Raw genomic sequence first — 19,326 nt, forward strand, 5'->3', positions numbered from 1 at the left:
CAGTTGCTCGTAATTTTGCGCTGAATATCTATCGCTCCAATGGCTTCTCCAATATGGCTCAAGCACAGCGATACTGCCAATTTGGACTAGACACACTCAAGCGCATTTTTAGAATGAAATAGCCCTGCTATTTTACAATTAATTTTCTGTTGGTGGGCAGTGCCGATTTAATCTACTACAAGCTTAAAACTTTATAGGAAGCACTGCCCACCCTAGGATTCATTTTAACTTACTACAAGCTTTAAAATTGCTATCAAGCACTGCCATAGGATTTATTTTACTCTATTTTACAATGGATTTTCTGTTGGTGGGCAGTGCCGATTTAATTTACTACAAGCTTTAAAATTGCTATCAAGCACTGCCATAGGATTTATTTTACTCTCCACATTATCCATATTTCGTAATAAAAAAAATTTCTAAATTCCTTGACATTTGGTTAATAAATTAATATATTAATATTATAAGCCATTTAGAGGAATCACGATTCATGACCAAGAACATTCCGCCTAACTCCGATGACAAGAACACCCCAGAAAACCCTGGTCGCAAACCTAAGAAAGTCAAGCTGATCTTGATCGGTTCTCCTGAAAAAGTTTGGAAGACAATTATTGCCCTTTATGGCCTTAAATACGCCTATCCCAACGAGTGGAGCACTCCCGAGCCTACCGGGAAGCCTGATGAGATTATGACCAGCTTGATTCGCTATTTTTACGTAGACTAGGATAGTAATTTGCCAGGGTTTTGCCGCCCTGGCGACCATGAGTGAAACTTGTTTTGTGGAGGTTAGTTTACTGAGTTAGGATGTTGTTGTTTTGGATCAGTTGCTGAGGTAAGTGGTCAGTGGTCAGTGATCAGCCTTCAGCCTTGGCCTTTGGCCACGCTACGCGAATGGCTGATAGCTGATAGCTGATACGCTGTTCGCGTAGCGTGCGCGTAGCGCATTAACTGATAACTGATCAGCTCAGCAGTACTTGTAATGGCTTACACAATAGAATTCGGTCAAGCATTGGTTAACCAAAACTTGACCGATTTTTTTTATTGGTAAGCAGTCAGCAGTCAGCCGTCAGCGGTCAGCCCTTGGTCTTGGCCGTTGGCCACGCTACGCGAATGGCTGATAGCTGATAACTGATAACTGATAGCTGATAACTGATGGCTGATCGCTGATCGCTGAATGCTTACGAAAAAACTTCACGTTAGTTCACGGCACTTCACCTCTTCACATTAGTGAAGCTCAAAACTATCTTTGTGATTATTTTTTAACTGCTAAAAAAAAAAATCGTGACATTATTGTTTCTATCTTGATGAAATCATCAACAATACTTTAAAATAACTATAGGACTATCTACGGTAAAATCAGGGATCGACTATGATTAGTAAAGAAGCCTTCGAGCAAAAATTAAAGACCATGCCCTGGAAAAGGCGACAAGTGTTGGAGGCTGTGGTTGGTGGCAAAACAGATGAAGCAATCAAAGAAAAGGTTTTACGTGTCTATGATGTATCTACTGTAAGAAACCATATTTCTAAAATCTATAAAGACTTTGATATTGAAGCTAAGGGGTTTAAGTGTCGTTGTGAATTAGTTGAAATCGTTAATACCTATAAGCCTGAGTTAGTGGCTGACCAAGTATTAAAAGAGTACGAGTTGTCATCCTATCGTTCTAAAGCTGATAAATATAAATTTATTGATCAATCTCTTGATCAATCTAAAGCTGATCAAGAGATTTATATTGAGCGCCCACCCATTGAAGCTCGTTGTTATCAGGAAATTGTTAAGCCGGGAGCGTTAATTCGGATTAAAGCACCACAACGGATGGGCAAAACCTTATTGATTCAGAATATTATCGCCCATGGCGAAAAACAGGGTTATGGAAAGGTTTATTTAAACATGAATCAGCTCCCTTTCACTAACTTAGATACATTTTTAAAGTCCTTTTGTTGGCAAATTTGTCAAAAACTCAAATTTCCCAATCAATTTGAAACCTATTGGGATGATAGTTTTTTGACAAGTTTAGACAACTGTACCACCTACTTTGAAGAGTATTTGTTAGAGTCTTTAGAAACTCCGTTGGTGTTGTGCTTGGATGACCTTGATCGAGTGTTTCAGCATCAAGACATTGCTGAAGGGTTTGTGCCGTTGCTCCGTAGTTGGCATGAGACGGGCAAGTTTGACGATAGTTGGAAAAAACTGCGGTTGGTGGTAGGTCATGCCACGGAATTTTCTATTAGTTTAGATATCAATAAGTCGCCGTTTAATGTGGGATTACCTATAGAATTACTAGAGTTTAGTGATCAGCAGGTTAAGAGCTTTACCGACAGTTATGGGTTGACGTTATCTGTGGATTCAGTAACGAAACTGATGGCAATGGTGGGGGGACATCCTTATTTATTATCCCAAGCATTTGATTATCTCAAGAATCACCAACCAGCCGAGAAAACCCTCGATACCATTTTGGCTAATGCCCCCACAGAAGCCGGAATTTATGGCAGTCATCTGTACTTACTGTTAACTAGTATTCAAAAGCATCCCAAATTGCTGGAAGCGATTAAACTATTACTTAGTACAACCAACCCAGTGCGCCTGGATGCTACTATCACTCGCAAGTTGGAAAGTATGGGATTGGTGCAGCGCCATGGCAATGATTGTAGTTTGATATCTAATTTGTATCGTCAGTATTTTAGCGATCGCATTTTAGGGAATAGGGAGTAGGGAGTAGGGAGCAGGGAGTAGGGAGTAGGGAGTAGGGAGTAGGGAGTAGGGAGTAGGGGTAATATCATTATTATCAACATAGCAATAAGTACGATAACAATGAGCAAAACTATCTTTAACTATACCTAATTATTGAAAACTACTTGTTCTCTATCCTATCTCGCCAGACTTCCCAGACTTCCCAGACTTCCCACACTTGGTACACTCTTATCACTGCTCCCTACTCCCTACTCCCTGCTCCCTAAAACCCAGAAATTTGTACCTCACCGAATTGCAAACCGCTGTAATGACCAATCAACACTCAACAGTCTACAAAGTAGGGGGTAGTTTAGCTTACGATGAACCCACTTATGTGAAGCGACAAGCGGATCACGAGCTTTTTCAGGCATTGATGGCTGGGGAGTTTTGTTATGTGCTCAATTCCCGACAGATGGGTAAGTCCAGTTTGCGGGTACGAACCATGGAAAAGCTAACAAAGGCGGGAGTCGCTTGTGCCTCTATTGATGTTACCAGGATTGGCAATGAAGTAACGTCACAGCAGTGGTATGGCAGTTTGATTAGAAGTCTTGCTAAGAGTTTTAAATTGAAGGGAAAAATCAAGATAATTCCATGGTTAAAAGAGCGTGATAGATTCTCCCCAGTGCAGTGGTTAGATGAGTTTATTGAGTCGGTTATCCTAGACGAATTAAGTCAACCGATTGTTATTTTTATCGATGAAATTGATAGTATAATTAAAGTTAAATTTAAAGATGATTTTTTTGCATTAATTAGGGCGTGTTACAATCAAAGAGCCGAAAATCCAGCCTACAATCGTCTAAGGTTTTGTTTGCTGGGGGTGGCAACTCCCGCAGATTTAATTCAGGATAAACAACGCACCCCGTTTAATAATGGTCGGGATATTCGCTTGACTGGGTTTACTTTTCAGGAAGCCAAACAGCCTTTGCTTCCCGGTTTGGTAAGTAAAGTTAATAATCCTGAACAGGTGTTAGGTGAGATAGTAAACTGGACGGGAGGACAACCGTTTCTTACCCAGCGGTTGTGTCGTTTGGTGGTCGAGACCTGGGCATCGGGCAATAGTCTTTCCGTGGCACAGGTGGTGCGTAGCAAGATTATAGCAAATTGGGAAGCCCAGGATGAACAGGAGCATTTGAAGACCATACGCGATCGCATCCTCAGAAATGAGCAACGGGCTGGTATGCTTTTGGGTTTGTATCAGCAAGTGTTGGATCACGGTAGTCTAGCTGCTGATGGGAGTGAAGAACAGACGGAATTAAGGTTATCGGGGCTGGTGGTTCAGCGTGATGGTTGTTTGGAAGTTAACAACCGGATTTATGGGGGGGTTTTCAATTCCGATTGGGTCAAGAAAGAATTGGCCAGACTGCGCCCCTACTCTGAGGCTTTTACGGCTTGGGTTGATTCTGGGTGTAACGATGACTCTCGACTGTTACGGGGGGGAGCATTAGAGCAGGCGGAACAATGGTCTAGGGGAAAAGCCTTAAGCGATTTGGATTCCCAGTTCTTAAGAGCTAGTCAGGTTTTAGATAAGCGAGAAGTCCAAAAGGCTTTGGCGGCTCAGAAAGAGGCTAGTGAAATATTAGCCAAGGCTCAAGAGAAAGCTAAGCGAACCATACGCATAGGGGGAATTGTAATGGGTTTGTCCTTAGTTGCAGCAACTTTTGCTATGGTGACTGGTATCAAAGCTAGAGAAAAAATACAGGAAGCCAAAACAGGCACGCAATTAGAACAGCAAGGGAATTATATTTTACGACAGTTAACGGATAATAATGTTTACTACGACACCAGTACAGAAGTGGAAACGCTTTTGTACCAGGCAATGGAGACTGGGCAAAAGCTATTTAACATAGTAAAAGATAGTCGCCCCCTGGATCAATATCCTGGTACTGCTCCTATATATGCCCTCAATCAGAGTATTAGTAAATTCCGAGAACGGGCTATGCCCAAAGGGCATCAGGACAAGGAAACTAGTGTAGAATTTAGTCCTTCTGGAGAAAAGATTGCCACTGTTTCATGGGATCCGACTGCTAAAGTTTGGGACTTACAAGGAAATGAACTAGCCAAGCTCAAAGGGCATCAGGACGAGGTAACGAGTGTAGCATTCAGCCCGGATGGAAAGACGCTGGCCACGGCTTCATTGGACAAAACTGCCAGAATTTGGGACAAAAAGGGCAATCAATTAGCCGTGCTCAAAGGGCATCAGGACGAGGTAACGAGTGTAGCATTCAGCCCGGATGGAGAGAGGCTGGCCACTGCTTCAGATGACAACACTGCCAGAATTTGGGACAAAAAGGGCAATGAAAGAGCCGTGCTCAAAGGCCATCAGTCCAGGGTATCAAGTGTAGCCTTCAGCCTGAATGGACAGAAGCTGGTCACTGCTTCAGATGACAAAACTGCCAGAATTTGGGACAACCAGGGCAATGAAAGAGCCGTGCTCAAAGGCCATCAGTCCAGGGTATCAAGTGTAGCCTTCAGCCCGGATGGAAAGAGGCTGGCCACTGCTTCAGATGACGGCACTGCCAGAATTTGGGACAACCAGGGCAAGGAAAGAGCCGTGCTCAGAGGGCATCAGTACCCGGTAGATAGTGTAGCATTCAGCCCGGATGGAAAGAGGCTGGCCACTGCTTCTTCATCGGAGAAAACTGCCAGACTTTGGTACACAAAGGGCAATCAAATCGCCTTGCTCACAGGCCATCAGGCATCAGTATATAGTCTAGCCTTCAGCTCGGATGGAAAGAGGCTGGCCACTGCTTCAGAGGACAAAACTGTCAGAATTTGGAACAACAAGGGCAATCAAATCGCCTTGCTCACAGGCCATCAGGCATCAGTATATAGTCTAGCCTTCAGCCCGGATGGAAAGAGGCTGGCCACTGCTTCAGATGACAATACTGCCAGAATTTGGGACAACCAGGGCAATCCCTTAGCCGTACTTACCGGGTATGAGCACAGGGTATATAGTCTAGCATTCAGCCCGGATGGACAGAGGCTTGTCACTGCTTCATTGGACGGCACTGTCAGAATTTTGAAGGTTGAAAGTTTAGGTGAGCTGCTGCGTCGGGGCTGTGAATTGCTGGAAGATTACTTTGTTAGGAATCCTGAAGATAAAGAGAAGTTATGGGTATGCCAAAGGGAAAAGGGAACAGGGAATAGGGAATAGGGAACAGGCAAGAGGCAATAGGCAATAGGTTCGTTCACAACTGATCAATGTCATCCACACTCAACCCAGTATATTGAGCAATATCCTTCAGGGGTAACCCTGCTGCCTTCATCTGTTTAACAACCTTTTGTATACCTGCTTGTTCACCTTCTTGTCTACCTTGTTCAAGACCTTCTTGTCTACCTTGTTCAAGACCCTGTTCAAGACCTTCCTGAATCAAGGTTTGATTAACACTGTACATATCCCGGTAGACCTTCAGACTATCCTGGTACAGGGCTTGCTCCTCAGAGGAGAAATTGGCAATTTCGGCCACCTCAAATAGCTGGGCAAAAACATTCCCTTGCAACGGTTCAGGGGGAGCATTACAGCTGGCGAGATGCCTCAATAAAAATAACCACTTATCAAAATGGGTGTCTAGTTGATCAACAGATTTAGTAAATTTTGGTAGTTCCACATAGATGAATTTCAACTTATCGTAGAACACTTCACACCGCTGATTTTTTAGCTCTACCACATGCAACAGTTCTGAATCATGCTTATGGTCATCAAAACAAAAATCCAGAATACCGACAGTGTAGACTGCCCTTAGCTTATAATTCCAATTTCCCTGTTGCGCCTGTTCTTGGATGGGGAAAGTGGCATAGTAAACACTGCGGTCTTTGAAGAACGTTTGTTTTGCCTTTTGCATTTCCACAATGAAGCGTTCACCGGTTGTGCTCTGGCAATAAATATCAAAAATTGCTCTTCTGTCTACTAAGGTGTTACCCAGGAACTCTGGATTCTTAATGGTGACATCCTGAATCTGATGGTGGGGAGGCAACAGAGTATTTAAGAAATCAATCAACAGTGCCTTATTTGGCTCAGTGCCAAAGACGCGCTTAAAGCCGAAATCCGTGAGCAGATCAATATATTTATCTGGCAAGGGGAAAACCATATCAAAAATTCAGATCAATAAGAAGGTATTTTTATTAGCTTTTATTTCGGCGTTGCTGATTATGGGTATGGTTTCGCCCCCCTAGCCCCCCAATTCTGGGGGGAAGAAAACTCTTAAAGTCCCCCAAAGTTGGGGGATTTAGGGGGCTTTAATAAAACCAGATAATCGCGCATTCATTCCTTAATTCAGCAACGCCTTTATTTCGTCTATCTCCCTATTTCCGGATTGGGTGCATCTCTTTGATTTTACTAAAAAACTCTGGAGCTGTTGCCCCTATTGCCTATTGGGGTGCATCTCACCTTTGCTGTTTGAACCGGTGGGTGTAACGGGCATCAGTCGTGGAACAGGCTTCCAGCCTGTGGCAATTTTCGGAAGGGCGTTCCAACACTTTGTGGAACAGGCTTCCAGCCTGTAGCAATTTTCGGAACGAGCTATCCCAACACTACGAGGCGGAAAATCAGTGCGAGCCCGTCCCTAACACACCCTACGGCTGTCACGAAATCACAGACCTTTCCCACAAAAATTTTCTTTCAGACTCTTTAATCGGTACATCATTAATACTAGCTTCCCGTCTCTTCATTAAACCATTTTCAGCAAATTCCCAATTTTCATTGCCATAAGCTCGATACCAAAACCCAGAATCATCATGCCACTCGTATTCAAAGCAAACTGAGATGCGATTATCCATAAAACTCCACAGTCGTTTTCTCAGGCGATAATCTAATTCTTTTGCCCATTTGCGCTTCAGAAACGCAATTATTTCTTCTCGACCACTAATAAATTCGGCACGATTGCGCCATTCCGAATCAATGGTATAAGCGAGAGCAACTTTCTCGGGATTGCGGGTATTCCAGGCATCTTCAGCAGCTTGAACCTTAGCGGTTGCACTTTCTAAGGTAAAAGGAGGTAGGGGTGGTTTAGTTTCCATAGATAGATAGCGGTTTTAAATTTGGTTAGGTACAAATTATAGGCTTTTAGGGAACAGGGAACAGGGAACAGGGAACAGGGAGTAGGGAGTAGGGAGTAGGGAGTAGGTAAGAGGGAAAACAATCCTGTGTACCTGATAGTTATGAAAAACGCTGATAGCTGATAGCGTTTATCGCAGTTATGATGTACGATTATCAACCTCAAAGTCCCCCTTATTAAGGGGGATTTAGGGGGATCAATCTCAAAGTCCCCCTTATTAAGGGGGATTTAGGGGGATCAATCTCAAAGTCCCCCTTATTAAGGGGGATTTAGGGGGATCAATCTCAAAGTCCCCCTTATTAAGGGGGATTTAGGGGGATCAATTTACACCTCATGAGTATAATAATTGCTATAATAAACTCTAAACAAGACAGGCTTGGAAATCTTGACGAAATTCGTTTTCATCAAGATTGCGACCAATAAAGACTAACTCATTTTTTCTGGTTTCTTGTGGTTTCCAAGCACGGTCGGGACGACCCTCAAAAATCATATGTACTCCCTGGAAAACAAATCGATTATCTTCTCCCATGACATTAAGAATACCTTTCATTCTGAAAATATTTTGGCCTTGGCTCTGTAATAATTCCCTTAGCCAGGTGTTTAATTTTTCCAAATCTACTGCTCCTGGTTCCACAATGGCAAAGGAAAAAACGGATTCATCATGTTCATGAGCATCTTCTCCTAACAAGTCCGGGTCAATGTCTAGAGCTTGTTTAAGGTCAAAAGCCCGCACTCCTAACACTGAATCCATTTCAATGTCTGAGTTTTGGGTACGATAAATTTTCACTAAACCATTCATGGCTTTGATTTTTTGCTCTAACTCCTCTAGTTGTTCAGGGTCTACTAAATCAATCTTATTGAGCAAAATCACATTAGCGAAAGCAATTTGTTCCTGGGCTTCATCACTATCCCAGTGCTCTAAAATATGCTTAGCATCAACTACTGTTACCACGGCATCAAGGTCTAACTGGGTTTGAATCTCTTCATCCACAAAAAAGGTTTGAATTACCGGGGCAGGATCAGCAAGCCCAGTGGTTTCAATCACTAAATGATCAAACTTATCCCGTCTACGCATCAAGTTACCAATGATTCTAATTAAATCTCCCCGCACGGTACAGCAAATACAACCGTTGTTCATTTCAAAGATTTCTTCATCGGCATCGATAACTAACTTATTGTCAATACCAACTTCCCCAAATTCATTAACAATTACCGCTACCTTTTTTCCATGCTCGTGGGTCAAGATATGGTTGAGTAAGGTAGTTTTTCCGGCTCCTAAATAGCCAGTTAAAACAGTGACGGGAATAGCGTTATTTACAGTAGTTGCAACCATGACTAGTATAATGAATGAGTTAATTACAGCAATTTTCGCCCCCCTAGGGCGTGTTTTCTTGCCTCGGAGATCCCCCTAAATCCCCCTTAAAAAAGGGGGACTTTGAGAATGGCTCCCCCTTCCGCGCGGGGGGCTGGGGGGGATCTAAATCTTGCGGAAAACTTTGAAAACACGCCCTAGCCCCCCAAGCGAGCAATCCCTCGCTCGGGGGATTTAGGGGGCTTGACCAAAACCAAACGATCGCGCATTCATACTTCAATTTAGCAACGCCAGTTTTTGGATGTCTAGTTCCTGAATTTCTTCTATGGATTGATGAATCTTGTATTGTTGCGGAGGTGTTGTCATGATAGCAATCACGGTTTCTAAGGGAGGGCAATCTGCTTCATGACATTGTAGCTGACTAACAGAAATAGGTATTTCCGGATCTATTGCCAAGTGCTGATAAACCCAGTTTTTGATTTCCCTAATTTTAGCTGAATTAGTTTTAGACTTAGAGGTTTGAAATAAATTCATTATTATTAACCAAATCCCCGACTGGAACTGGAAATAGAATTTTGCAAAATTATTACTTCACCATTTTGCCCTCCGGCAGCTAAATAGTCTCCAGTAGGATTCCAAGCTAAACAAGAAAATTTTATTTTTCCGCTAAGTATTTTGGTAAGCTTTTTAGCCTTTGACCATAGTTGAATACCACCATCATTACTAGCGGAAGTTAGTAGGGATGAATTGGGGGCAAACGTGATGGATTGTATGGCTTGGTCATGTTGTAACACACGATTTTGCCAGTTGTTGATTTCGTTGTTAAACTCCCACACAATTACCGCATCTTGACAAGACGAAGCTAAAACTGGATCAGAAGTATTGGACCAAACAACTTTACTGACTTTGCCGGGAAATCCCTGGATTAACCAGTGGGAACGATTACCCCAGTCAAGTACAGAAATAGTGCGGTCTAGATTGCCTGAAGCAAGATAGTCACCATGGGATGACCAAGCACAGTCTAGACTAGATCCAGGGAGTTCAAGGGTTTCTGGTGGGTCTGACCAGTTTTCAATGTTCCAGACTTTAACACTACCATGGCCACTAGCAGCAAGGAATTTACCCTGGGGATGCCAAGCTATATTGAAAACTGATGAGTCTGCAAAGTTTAACTCTGCCATTAGTTGCCCTAGGTCAACATCCCAAACCTGAACCTGGCGATTGACGGCAAAAGCTAATAGATTTTTTTGGGGATGCCAAGCTAGGGAGTCAATCCAAGCGTTGCCCTGATCCAGGGTTGTAATTCGCTTAAAGTTGGGGGAATTGACCCCCAATTGCCAGATACTAACTTTGCCTTCCTGTCCAGCAGTCCCTAGATAATTGCCATCTTGGGAAAAGCCCACACAGTCTAGGGAATAGTCATGGCTGGCTGTCAAAATTTCGAGATTACCCTGTTGCCATAACGCCAGTTCTCCTGCAGCAGTAACAATAGCTAGATAATTACCTTGGTTTGACCAAACTAAGGCTGTGATGTACTCAGACAATAGCCGTTTATCTAACTGTTTTAGTGTGTTCGTGGTTTTGGATTTAGTTGACACTGATTCCCTGGTATAGCACTACACATTAAGATTAGTAGCGTAGGGTGCGTTAGGGGCGGGCTCCCCTTGATTTTCCCTCTCTTGACATCGGTTGAGAGAGCCCGGCCCGTAACGCACCACCGGGTCAAACACCATGCATTGAAATGCACCTGGATAATTTACGTTTACCCCGACAGCATTAATCATCCTAAGCTACCACTTTTTGTAGGGTAGGAATTTACCACACATAATGATTTGTACGCGATCGCCTTTCGGGTCTTCTACTTTCTCTACTTCTATGGAAAAATCAATAGCACTCATAATCCCATCCCCAAACTTCTCATGGACCACCGCTTTGATAGGCATACCATACACTTGCATAATTTCGTAAAAGCGGTAAATTAGGGGATCGGTGGGAATTTGAGGGTCTAGGGAACCCTTGAGAGGTGGCACGGTTAATTCTTCAGCTACGGATTCTGGTAAACCCAAAGCGGTGACTAGTTTGGTCGCTTCCTCCATATCTGCGCTAGCTTGACGATAGATCACAGAAGCAACCCAAGTTTCATCCCTACCTACAACGTTTTCCAAATCTTCAAAGGTGAGTCCTTTTTCTTTTTTTGCGGCTAACAACTGTTTAGTAATTTCTGCAATTGCCATAATAATTGATGTCTCCTGATTTTCGATCTTTGGTATTTTACACTGTAAGCATTCAGCATTCAGCTTATGTGCTACGCACACGCGTGCGCGAACAGCTATCAGTTTATGGGCTACGGCTGAAGGCTAAAGGCTGAAGGCTAAAGGCTGACGGCTGACCGCTGACGGCTGAATGCTTAGGGTGCATGTCAATTTTGTTAACCCCTGATTGAGATCCCCCTAAATCCCCCTTAATAAGGGGGACTTTTCAATCTAATTCCCCCCTTTTTTAAGGGGGGTTAGGGGGGATCTATGTACCTAATTACAAAGTTGACATGCTCCCGAATGCTTACTTTACACTAATAGAAGAATTTTTAGTGAATTCTTGCTTCTTCTACCGCTCTAGTTTCCCGATATAGATGGTTTTCCATTTCCTGTTTCAGTTCCATATAGGCAGGATGATGCTCAACCGTAGTGCGATCGCGTGGACGGGGGAAAGGCACTTCAAGCACCTCATCAATCCGCGCCGCAGGGCCTTTGGTCATCATCACAATCCGGTCGGATAACAACAGGGCTTCATCAATGCTATGGGTAATCATAATGGCAGTTTTACGCTGCTGCTCCCAAATGCGCTCGATTTCATCCTGTAAAAAGCCCCTAGTCAGAGCATCTAACGCACCAAAAGGTTCATCCATTAACAAAATTTGGGGATTAATAGCTAAAGCTCTCGCAATACCTACTCGTTGTCGCATACCCCCAGATAGTTCGTGAGGATGTTTGTTCTCTGCTCCGGTTAAACCCACTAGTTGGATATTTTCCTTAATAACCCGTTTTTGCTCCCTCGCAGAAATTTTAGGATAGACAGTTTCCACCGCAAACCTAATATTACCTTCCACAGTCATCCAAGGCATAAGGGCATAGTTTTGAAAAACCATACCCCGGTCAGGTCCTGGTTGAGTCACAAGTTGCCCATTGATAATCACTTCGCCACTGGTAGCGGAACTCAAACCCGCGATAATATTCAGCAAGGTAGACTTACCACAACCAGACGGGCCAATAATCGACACAAACGTGTTGTGCTCAATATCTAAATTGATATCTTCGATAGCGACAAAGTCCGCAGAAGATTGGCCAGTAATTTTATCAAACCAACCATGTTTACCAAAGAAAGTTTTTGAAATATGACGTAATGAAATTTGAGCGTCACTGTCATTGTCGTCTATAATGACCTTACGGCCCTTGGAAGAAAAAGAAGTACTCATAATAATTATTCATGAGGAGTTTTTACCGAAAGAAACCAGTTTTTCAAAATAGGCAAATATTTGATCAAGGACAATGCCCACAATCCCAATAATAAAAATTGCCACCAGAATATTGGGTATGTAAAGGTTATTCCACTCATTCCAAATGAAGTAACCTAAACCCGTACCCAATAGCATTTCTGCTGCCACAATCACCAACCAAGAAATCCCCATACTAATTCTCAAACCAGATATGATGTTAGGTAGGGCAGCGGGAATAATCACCTTAAAAATCGTGCGCCATTTAGAAGCGCCCAGAATTTTAGAAACATCAAGGTAATCTGGGTTAACATTGGCCACACCAAACGCTGTGTTGGTTAGGGTTGGCCAAATACTAGCAATGGTAATAATGAAAATCCCTGTCATCTCTGAGTTCCGGAATATATAAAGCCCCAGAGGTAACCAAGCCAGGGGAGAAACCGGTTTAAGAAGCTGGAAGTAGGGGTTAAAGGCTTTAAAGGCAATTTTGGAAATACCTACCAATATTCCCAAAGGCACAGCAATGATTGACGCTAACGTGTAGCCAATCGCTACTCTCCGCAGGCTAATTAACAAATTCCAACCAATACCCAAATCATTAGGTCCATTGTCATAAAATGGATGGGTTACCCAATACCATAATTCCTTAATGGTTAGGGAAGCCGTGGGCATACCCTTAGCAAAAATCTTCATCTTTGCTCCTAATTCCCAAAACAGTAAAAATATGCCTAGGGAAAGGATAAATAGCAACAGAGCTCTGAAGTTTTCATTTTCAAAGATTGTGAGTTGTTGTTTTTTGTGAGTTACGTTTTTGGGTATTGATGTCATGTTGTAATTGCTTTTATCTGCAAAGAGCTTGGTGAGGTAGACTTCAGGTAATTTAGTTATCCTCTAGAAACCGTATTTTTTAATTTGTTCATCCACATACTCTTGGGGTTTAGCTGGATCAAAGGTGTCAAATTCCAAGGTTTCTGTACGGTAAATTTCTGTAGGTGGAGTTTGTCCCACTTCCTGAGCCAATTCCCTAGCTAAATCTGTGAGGAAAATTTCTTTACCCACTTCATCATAATTTGCCGAGGTGATAGCTGATTTAACTTTTCCATCTCCTTGCAAATCCCAACGCACTAACTGAGAAGAAATCCAATTGGCAAAGCTCTGCCAAGGATAGGGATCAAAATCAATTCTGTCTGGTACAGCTTTGGTGTTACCTTGACCATCTTCAAAGTTACCCGTTAGTACAGCTTCCACCACTTCCACCGGCTGGTTCAAAAAGGCTCTTTCGGAGATGGCTTTGGCAATTTCTGGACGATTGGCTGGGTTACGGGCATAACCTGCAGCTTCGATAATTGCTTTGTTGAGGGAGCGGAAAGTGTTAGGGTTTTCCTCAATCCAAGCATCGCTTGCAGCAAAGGCACAACAGGGGTGTCCTTCCCATAACTCCTTGGTAAGCTTGTGGATAAATCCAGCGTCTTCATAGACAGCCCTTTGGTTAAAGGGATCGGGCATCAAGTAAGCATCAATGTCCCCTGCAACCAACTGAGCAATACTATCTGGTGGAGGAACAGGGCGAATTTTTACATCTTTATCGGGATCAACTCCGCCAGTGGCCAAGTAGTAACGCATTAAGAGGTTGTGCATGGAGTAAGGAAAAGGTACACCGATAGTGAAGCCTTTGAAATCGGCGGGACCGTTAATTTTACCTTTGTATTTGTTAGCTACAGTAATGGCTTGACCATTAATGTTCTCGATGCTGGCTAGTTTAACTCCAAAGGTGGCGGAACCTAAACCCAACGTCATGGCAATAGGCATCGGGGCTAGCATATGATAAGCATCCAGTTCTCCTGCGATCGCAGAATCCCTAACCGCACCCCAGCTAGGCATTTTTACTACTTTGGCATTAAAACCATACTTGGAGTAGAACCCTAAAGGTTCAGACATAATAATTGGAGTGGCACATGTGATGGGGATAAACCCAATTTTCAGGTCTGTTTTTTCCAGACTGTCTACATTTGGTGGTGGTTGATTCTCCCCTGTCTTCAAATCCTGAGTTTGCTGTTTAGAGGTACAGTTGGCTAGGGTAACTAATGCAGCACCTACTGCTAAATTTTTCAAGAAGCGGCGGCGGCTGAAACTATTGTAATGCCTTACATCCCCGAAAAATTCTCCAGCTTTAGGACCAAAGGCAGCGGCAAAAGCATTTTCGATACCACCAGCTTGTTTAGCTAGCTCTAGGACTAATTGCTCCCTCTTCGGGTCACCTTTACCAGCGACTTTTAGTAGCAGTGCCTTTCTAATATCAGCAGCATTAACGGCATCTGCTATCTTAAACGTATCAGGTTTATAAACTCCCATTTTTGTGAGGTCTTCGATCATATCCACTGGATCTTTAGGCATATCTTCTGCCATAAATTTCCAGTGTTCAGCAGTCATGTGGAAGCCACCACAAATCATACACCATAGATCTAATTCACTCAGATTACCTCTTTGGGAATCGAGGTCACCCCATTTTCCCGTTGCCTTTGTAACTGATGAAATTACCATAACTACATATATATATATGTTGATGTAGTTAGGTTAGGGCTGATGCTTCCAAGTCTTTTGTAGCTAAAAGTACATAAGCCTCGATTTTTTTGGCTCTACCGAAAATCCTGTGCTATTTTAGAGCCTTCTTTTCCCGACTCCGGATTCCCGATTCCCGATTCCCGATTCCCGATTCCCGACTCCGGATTCCCGATTCCCGATTCCCGATTCCCGATTCCCGATTCCCGATTCCCGACCCGCCCCAAATCCGAATCTGATATGATATCTCAATCCGTGAGCAGCAACCGGAATTTATGCAACTCGTTGATTGGCTGATTGTCCTAGTCTACTTAGTCTTGTCCCTCGGCTTAGGACTATACCTCTCTCGCAAGGCTTCCGGCAGTCTTGTGGATTTCTTTGTTTCGGGGCGATCGCTCCCCTGGTGGTTAGCAGGGACCAGTATGGCTGCCACTACGTTTTCCATAGATACCCCCCTCTACATTGCCGGAGTAGTGGGCAATCGAGGCATTGCTGGCAACTGGGAATGGTGGAGTTTTGGCATATCCCATCTAATCATGATTTACATCTTTGCCCGGATGTGGCGACGTTCAGAAATTGTGACTGATGCCGAACTCACCGAAATCCGTTATGGTGGGTCGATAGCCGCCCTATTACGGGGAACCAAAGCCTTTCTGTTTGCTGTACCAATCAACTGTATTGCCATTGGCTATGCCATGTTAGCCATGGTGAAAGTCGTAGGTGCTCTAGAAATTTGGCAAAGCCTTGGGATTGCGCCCGAAGCCAGTAGTGTAAAACTCTGGAGTGTATTAGGAGTCAGTGTTCTAGTCTTAGTCTACGCTGGCTTTGCTGGACTGTGGGGCGTAGTAGCTACAGATTTCTTCCAATTCTTTTTTGCCCTACTCGGAGCAATGATAGTTGCTGTGGTTGCCATTAACCATGTCGGTGGTATTCATCAACTAATCCCAAAAGTGCAACAAGTAACCCAACAGGATGTACTAGCCTTTTTTCCCCTCACAGTTGGTTCCGGAGGCATTAGTTGGAGTGAAACTGCTGGCATCAGTGCTAGCACATTTTCTGCCTATGTGTTCCTACAATGGTGGGCATGGCGTCGCAGTGATGGCGGTGGTGAATTTGTCCAGCGCCTGGCCGCATCCAAAAATGAAGCAGATGCCGAGAAAGCGGCTTGGCTATTCAATATCTTTCACTATGTAATCCGGACCTGGCCCTGGATATTAGTTGCCCTAGCCGCAATGGTAATCTATCCAGATTTGGCAGACCGGGAATTGGGGTATCCCAAACTGATGCTAGATTTTCTGCCAGGAGGGATGCTTGGGATAGTGGTAACCTCCCTGATTGCTGCATTTATGAGTACCGTCTCTACCTCCATTAACTGGGGAGCCTCCTATCTCACTAATGACCTCTATTTGCGCTTTGTTCATCCCCAAGCCTCAGAATCAGAACTGGTCTTTGTGGGGCGGATTGCTTCAGTGCTGGTCACCGTTTTAGGAGCCATTGCCGCCTTCTTTGCCACAGACGTTGCCACGGTGTTCCGATTAGTAATTGCCATTGGTACGGGACCCGGATTAGTGTTAATGTTACGTTGGTTCTGGTGGCGGATTAATGCTGCTGCGGAACTAACCGCCATGGTTGCTGGTTTTGTTGTCGGGTTTGGTACTAGTGTCGTGCCAGTTATTCAGATTCCTGACTTTGGTTGGCGTCTGCTGGTAACTGCTGGCATTACTGGTGTTTTGTGGATAGTGGTAATGTTACTCACGCCACCAGAATCTGATACCACCTTAGATGAATTTTATCGACGGGTGCGTCCAGCCGGTCCTGGCTGGAAACGTCAGCAGCTTCGCACCGGTTTAGCTCCAATCCAGGATTTGGAACACGATCTAAAACGGGTGCTCGCATCAATATTGCTAATGTTTGGAGCAATGTTAGCTATTGGAGGATTTTTGTTGCTAAAGCCCTTGACCGGTTGGGTTTCTCTGGTAATAGCCGTTCTAGGATGGATGTGGCTGCGTCAAATTAAAGGGAGTAGGGAGTAGGGAGTAGGGAGTAGGGAACAGGGAATAGGGAACAGCGGATCTGGGAATAGGGAATAGGGGAAGAGAGGGAAGTGTGCTAAATCTGGGAAAGATCGGAAATTATGGGAAGTTTGGAGATAGGTAATTGCAACGACTATACTATTAAAGCGGTTGTCATAATTATCAGGTACAGTCAATTTTATTACCCCGATTCCCGACTCCCGATTCCCTACTCCCTTTTAAAAAAAACCATAGTTTGGCATCTCATTTTAAAACTATGTTAAAAATTGTTAATCTCCAAAACCCTTTAGTAATCCTCCTGGTTATCCTAATTTTAGTAATCGGGGTGGCATTTTTTATCTACTCTCAAGTCCAGAAAAAACTTACCGAACCGAAACCATCTAACTACGAACTTTGTCGTAACGCTCAGATCAATCAACCTAGCTATTATCCCATCAATCAGACCCTATCATCAAGTCTTTATCAACCCGTTAGTGAGTGGATAGGACGACTGATCCAGCCGCCAAAGGATGAACGAACAACGGATGATTTGGTACTCTTTGAAGTCTACCATACTGCTCCTGAGTATCAGCATTTGGTAGGACAAATTGTAACCTTAGGATGGAGTAAGGATGCTCCAGGGATCCAAGACTATGTGAAGCGAGTTACCACAGATATTAATTTTAATCAAGCCACGATAGATAGCATCACAGGCGGCACTATCCATCCGGTTCGATTAAATAATCTCAATCAAGTAGGTCCCCTGGAATCTTTAGCTGCAGCCAGACCTGACGATAATGTGATTGTCATGGTAAAAAATCCAGTTGTGACTGAGTCAGAAACAAGGACATCTTTGACTATTGCCGAAGACCCAGTGCAAATTACCGGTCGCTTCTATGGCTTGGTTACCATTATTAAACGGGAGGCTCAAGAAAGCGATCGCTTTGAAGTATCTCACTTTAATAAAGATTCAAAACAATTTGATGGACCTCAAGAAATTATTCGTATTCCTCAAGTGGTGGCTGACCGAGATGGCATCCCTAGATCTACCAATTCCCAGATTGAAGACTCTCCTCTAAATAGCGCTGGTTGGTATATTTATGGTGCTCAGGATCCTGACGGCATTTTTGTTACCCAAGGGATTGAACCTAGGGCTTTGATGATGCTAGAGCCAGATCAAGTAATTTTGGGAGTTGAGGAAGGCGTAACTTACATTAAGGAAAAAAATTGGGAAAATACCGAACAGCAAAAAAGTACTGCCAAGACAGTTCTGCTGGATCCTTTAGCTGAACAACCAGAGGCGGCGATATCCCGTTGGCAGGAGGGAGACCGGGGAATTGTCATCCATCTTTTTGGGGGAATTGGTGGTAAGAAAAAAGATGAACGTGCCCTTTTTAATATGGTAAGCGGTCACTTTGCCTATGGTATTGCTCATGTAGTGCGTGACCCATTAAGCGATGAATTACGCTTTGATATAGAGTACGATCAAGTTTATGCTAGTAACCCCGATGGCATTGTTTCAGGGTCAATCAAATGGCCGAACTATATGGGAAATTTGCAGCGGGGTTGGTTAGGCGATCGACCTGTTTCTGATGTGATTGTTAAGTTGGATGCAGTCACCCAAGACTACGAGTTTGGTGATATTAAACTATCACCCTTGGACGAATTTAAGCATCAGTTACAAGTAATGATGGCTCGCTACCGCACCGGGGATGGTGACGGTGCAGCATTGGTTTCACCAGCAGAGTCCTGTGTACAAGACTCCAATCAAGGGCTGTATGTAGCCATCCAACAGATAGAAGATGAAGTGAATGCCAATCCTGACATTCAAGAGTGGTTGAAAAGTCATCCAGCAGACCCCCAAACTCAGCGATTTCAACAATTATCCGAGTTGGGACAAGCACTAGAAAAACAGCTGACTCCCCTAGGAATTGTTCGTAGTGACTGGAAGGAAAATGCTGAAACCTTGGTGGGAGTTGCTACCAGTGACAATCCCATTATCCCGATCATTAGAGGACTTACTAGCTGGCGCACTATACTACCACGACGTGGTCATGACGAAATCGCTAGTCTTTTGTTAAACCATGGCGCTAAACTTTGGGTTATCCGCACTAATCAAGTGGGAGGATTCGATCCCGATATTATCCCCTATGCTCCGACTACGTTATTTTAGA

At 43.7% G+C, this 19,326-nt stretch carries 18 protein-coding genes; 6 read left to right on the plus strand and 12 right to left on the minus strand.

Annotated features, from left to right (window positions below; all coding sequences use genetic code 11):
• Window positions 1-487 precede the first annotated feature (487 nt).
• Together F6K46_RS11455 and F6K46_RS11460 are read left to right on the plus strand one after the other, a co-directional pair.
• Window positions 488-721, plus strand: coding sequence for a hypothetical protein (locus F6K46_RS11455; protein WP_293055910.1), 234 nt, complete (start codon window positions 488-490; stop codon window positions 719-721).
• A gap of 645 nt (window positions 722-1,366) precedes the next feature.
• The gene (locus F6K46_RS11460; protein WP_293055908.1) at window positions 1,367-2,707 is read left to right on the plus strand and encodes an AAA-like domain-containing protein; all 1,341 of its coding nucleotides are present in this window, start codon (window positions 1,367-1,369) and stop codon (window positions 2,705-2,707) included.
• Here the strand turns inward: F6K46_RS11460 and F6K46_RS11465 are convergent.
• Window positions 2,668-2,814: a hypothetical protein gene (locus F6K46_RS11465; RefSeq protein ID WP_293117031.1), complete on the minus strand. Its 147-nt coding sequence runs from the start codon at window positions 2,812-2,814 to the stop codon at window positions 2,668-2,670. The genes F6K46_RS11460 and F6K46_RS11465 overlap by 40 nt on opposite strands.
• Before the next feature lie 89 nt (window positions 2,815-2,903).
• Between F6K46_RS11465 and F6K46_RS11470 the strand changes: the two genes are divergently transcribed.
• Window positions 2,904-5,879 (plus strand): AAA-like domain-containing protein, encoded by a 2,976-nt coding sequence (locus tag F6K46_RS11470; protein ID WP_293055906.1) that lies wholly within the window; start codon window positions 2,904-2,906, stop codon window positions 5,877-5,879.
• 34 nt (window positions 5,880-5,913) lie between these two features.
• Here F6K46_RS11470 and F6K46_RS11475 read toward each other — a convergent pair whose 3' ends face one another.
• The 10 genes from F6K46_RS11475 to F6K46_RS11520 all read right to left on the minus strand — a co-directional run bounded on the left by F6K46_RS11475 (window position 5,914) and on the right by F6K46_RS11520 (window position 15,122).
• Window positions 5,914-6,813 (minus strand): Rpn family recombination-promoting nuclease/putative transposase, encoded by a 900-nt coding sequence (locus tag F6K46_RS11475; protein ID WP_293055904.1) that lies wholly within the window; start codon window positions 6,811-6,813, stop codon window positions 5,914-5,916.
• A 493-nt stretch (window positions 6,814-7,306) separates the two neighbouring features.
• Window positions 7,307-7,741, minus strand: coding sequence for a nuclear transport factor 2 family protein (locus F6K46_RS11480; protein ID WP_075905743.1), 435 nt, complete (start codon window positions 7,739-7,741; stop codon window positions 7,307-7,309).
• A complete protein-coding gene (locus tag F6K46_RS11485) occupies window positions 7,705-7,944 on the minus strand; it encodes a hypothetical protein (RefSeq protein WP_293055902.1) in 240 nt (79 codons plus the stop codon). Before F6K46_RS11485 ends, F6K46_RS11480 begins: the two co-directional genes overlap by 37 nt.
• A 196-nt stretch (window positions 7,945-8,140) precedes the next feature.
• On the minus strand, window positions 8,141-9,112 hold the full coding sequence (locus tag F6K46_RS11490; RefSeq protein ID WP_293055900.1) for a GTP-binding protein: 972 nt from the start codon (window positions 9,110-9,112) through the stop codon (window positions 8,141-8,143).
• Window positions 9,113-9,367: 255 nt separating this feature from the next.
• A complete protein-coding gene (locus tag F6K46_RS11495) occupies window positions 9,368-9,625 on the minus strand; it encodes a hypothetical protein (protein WP_293055897.1) in 258 nt (85 codons plus the stop codon).
• Between the two features lie 5 nt (window positions 9,626-9,630).
• Entirely contained in the window at window positions 9,631-10,689 is a 1,059-nt protein-coding gene (locus F6K46_RS11500) for a hypothetical protein (protein WP_293055894.1), read from the minus strand.
• Between the two features lie 192 nt (window positions 10,690-10,881).
• Window positions 10,882-11,325, minus strand: coding sequence for a cyanase (cynS, locus tag F6K46_RS11505; RefSeq protein WP_293055891.1), 444 nt, complete (start codon window positions 11,323-11,325; stop codon window positions 10,882-10,884).
• Window positions 11,326-11,675: 350 nt separating this feature from the next.
• Window positions 11,676-12,563 (minus strand): ABC transporter ATP-binding protein, encoded by an 888-nt coding sequence (locus tag F6K46_RS11510; protein WP_293055888.1) that lies wholly within the window; start codon window positions 12,561-12,563, stop codon window positions 11,676-11,678.
• Between the two features lie 9 nt (window positions 12,564-12,572).
• On the minus strand, window positions 12,573-13,409 hold the full coding sequence (gene ntrB, locus F6K46_RS11515; RefSeq protein WP_293055885.1) for a nitrate ABC transporter permease: 837 nt from the start codon (window positions 13,407-13,409) through the stop codon (window positions 12,573-12,575).
• Window positions 13,410-13,472: 63 nt separating this feature from the next.
• Entirely contained in the window at window positions 13,473-15,122 is a 1,650-nt protein-coding gene (locus tag F6K46_RS11520; protein WP_293055882.1) for an ABC transporter substrate-binding protein, read from the minus strand.
• Between the two features lie 89 nt (window positions 15,123-15,211).
• On the opposite strand from F6K46_RS11520, the gene F6K46_RS11525 reads away from it, so the two are divergent.
• Both F6K46_RS11525 and F6K46_RS11530 read left to right on the plus strand, forming a co-directional pair.
• Window positions 15,212-15,379, plus strand: coding sequence for a hypothetical protein (locus F6K46_RS11525; protein ID WP_293055879.1), 168 nt, complete (start codon window positions 15,212-15,214; stop codon window positions 15,377-15,379).
• A 36-nt stretch (window positions 15,380-15,415) separates the two neighbouring features.
• Window positions 15,416-17,173, plus strand: coding sequence for a sodium:solute symporter family protein (locus F6K46_RS11530; protein WP_293055876.1), 1,758 nt, complete (start codon window positions 15,416-15,418; stop codon window positions 17,171-17,173).
• On the opposite strand, the gene F6K46_RS11535 is transcribed toward F6K46_RS11530, so the two are convergent.
• Complete coding sequence (locus F6K46_RS11535) at window positions 17,149-17,349, minus strand: hypothetical protein (protein ID WP_293055873.1); 201 nt, start codon at window positions 17,347-17,349, stop codon at window positions 17,149-17,151. The genes F6K46_RS11530 and F6K46_RS11535 overlap by 25 nt on opposite strands.
• Before the next feature lie 80 nt (window positions 17,350-17,429).
• On the opposite strand from F6K46_RS11535, the gene F6K46_RS11540 reads away from it, so the two are divergent.
• Window positions 17,430-19,325, plus strand: coding sequence for an abortive infection protein (locus F6K46_RS11540; protein ID WP_293055870.1), 1,896 nt, complete (start codon window positions 17,430-17,432; stop codon window positions 19,323-19,325).
• The last annotated feature ends 1 nt before the right edge of the window (window position 19,326 follow it).

This window comes from Moorena sp. SIO3E8, assembly GCF_010692445.1.
Lineage (GTDB): Bacteria > Cyanobacteriota > Cyanobacteriia > Cyanobacteriales > Coleofasciculaceae > Moorena > Moorena bouillonii.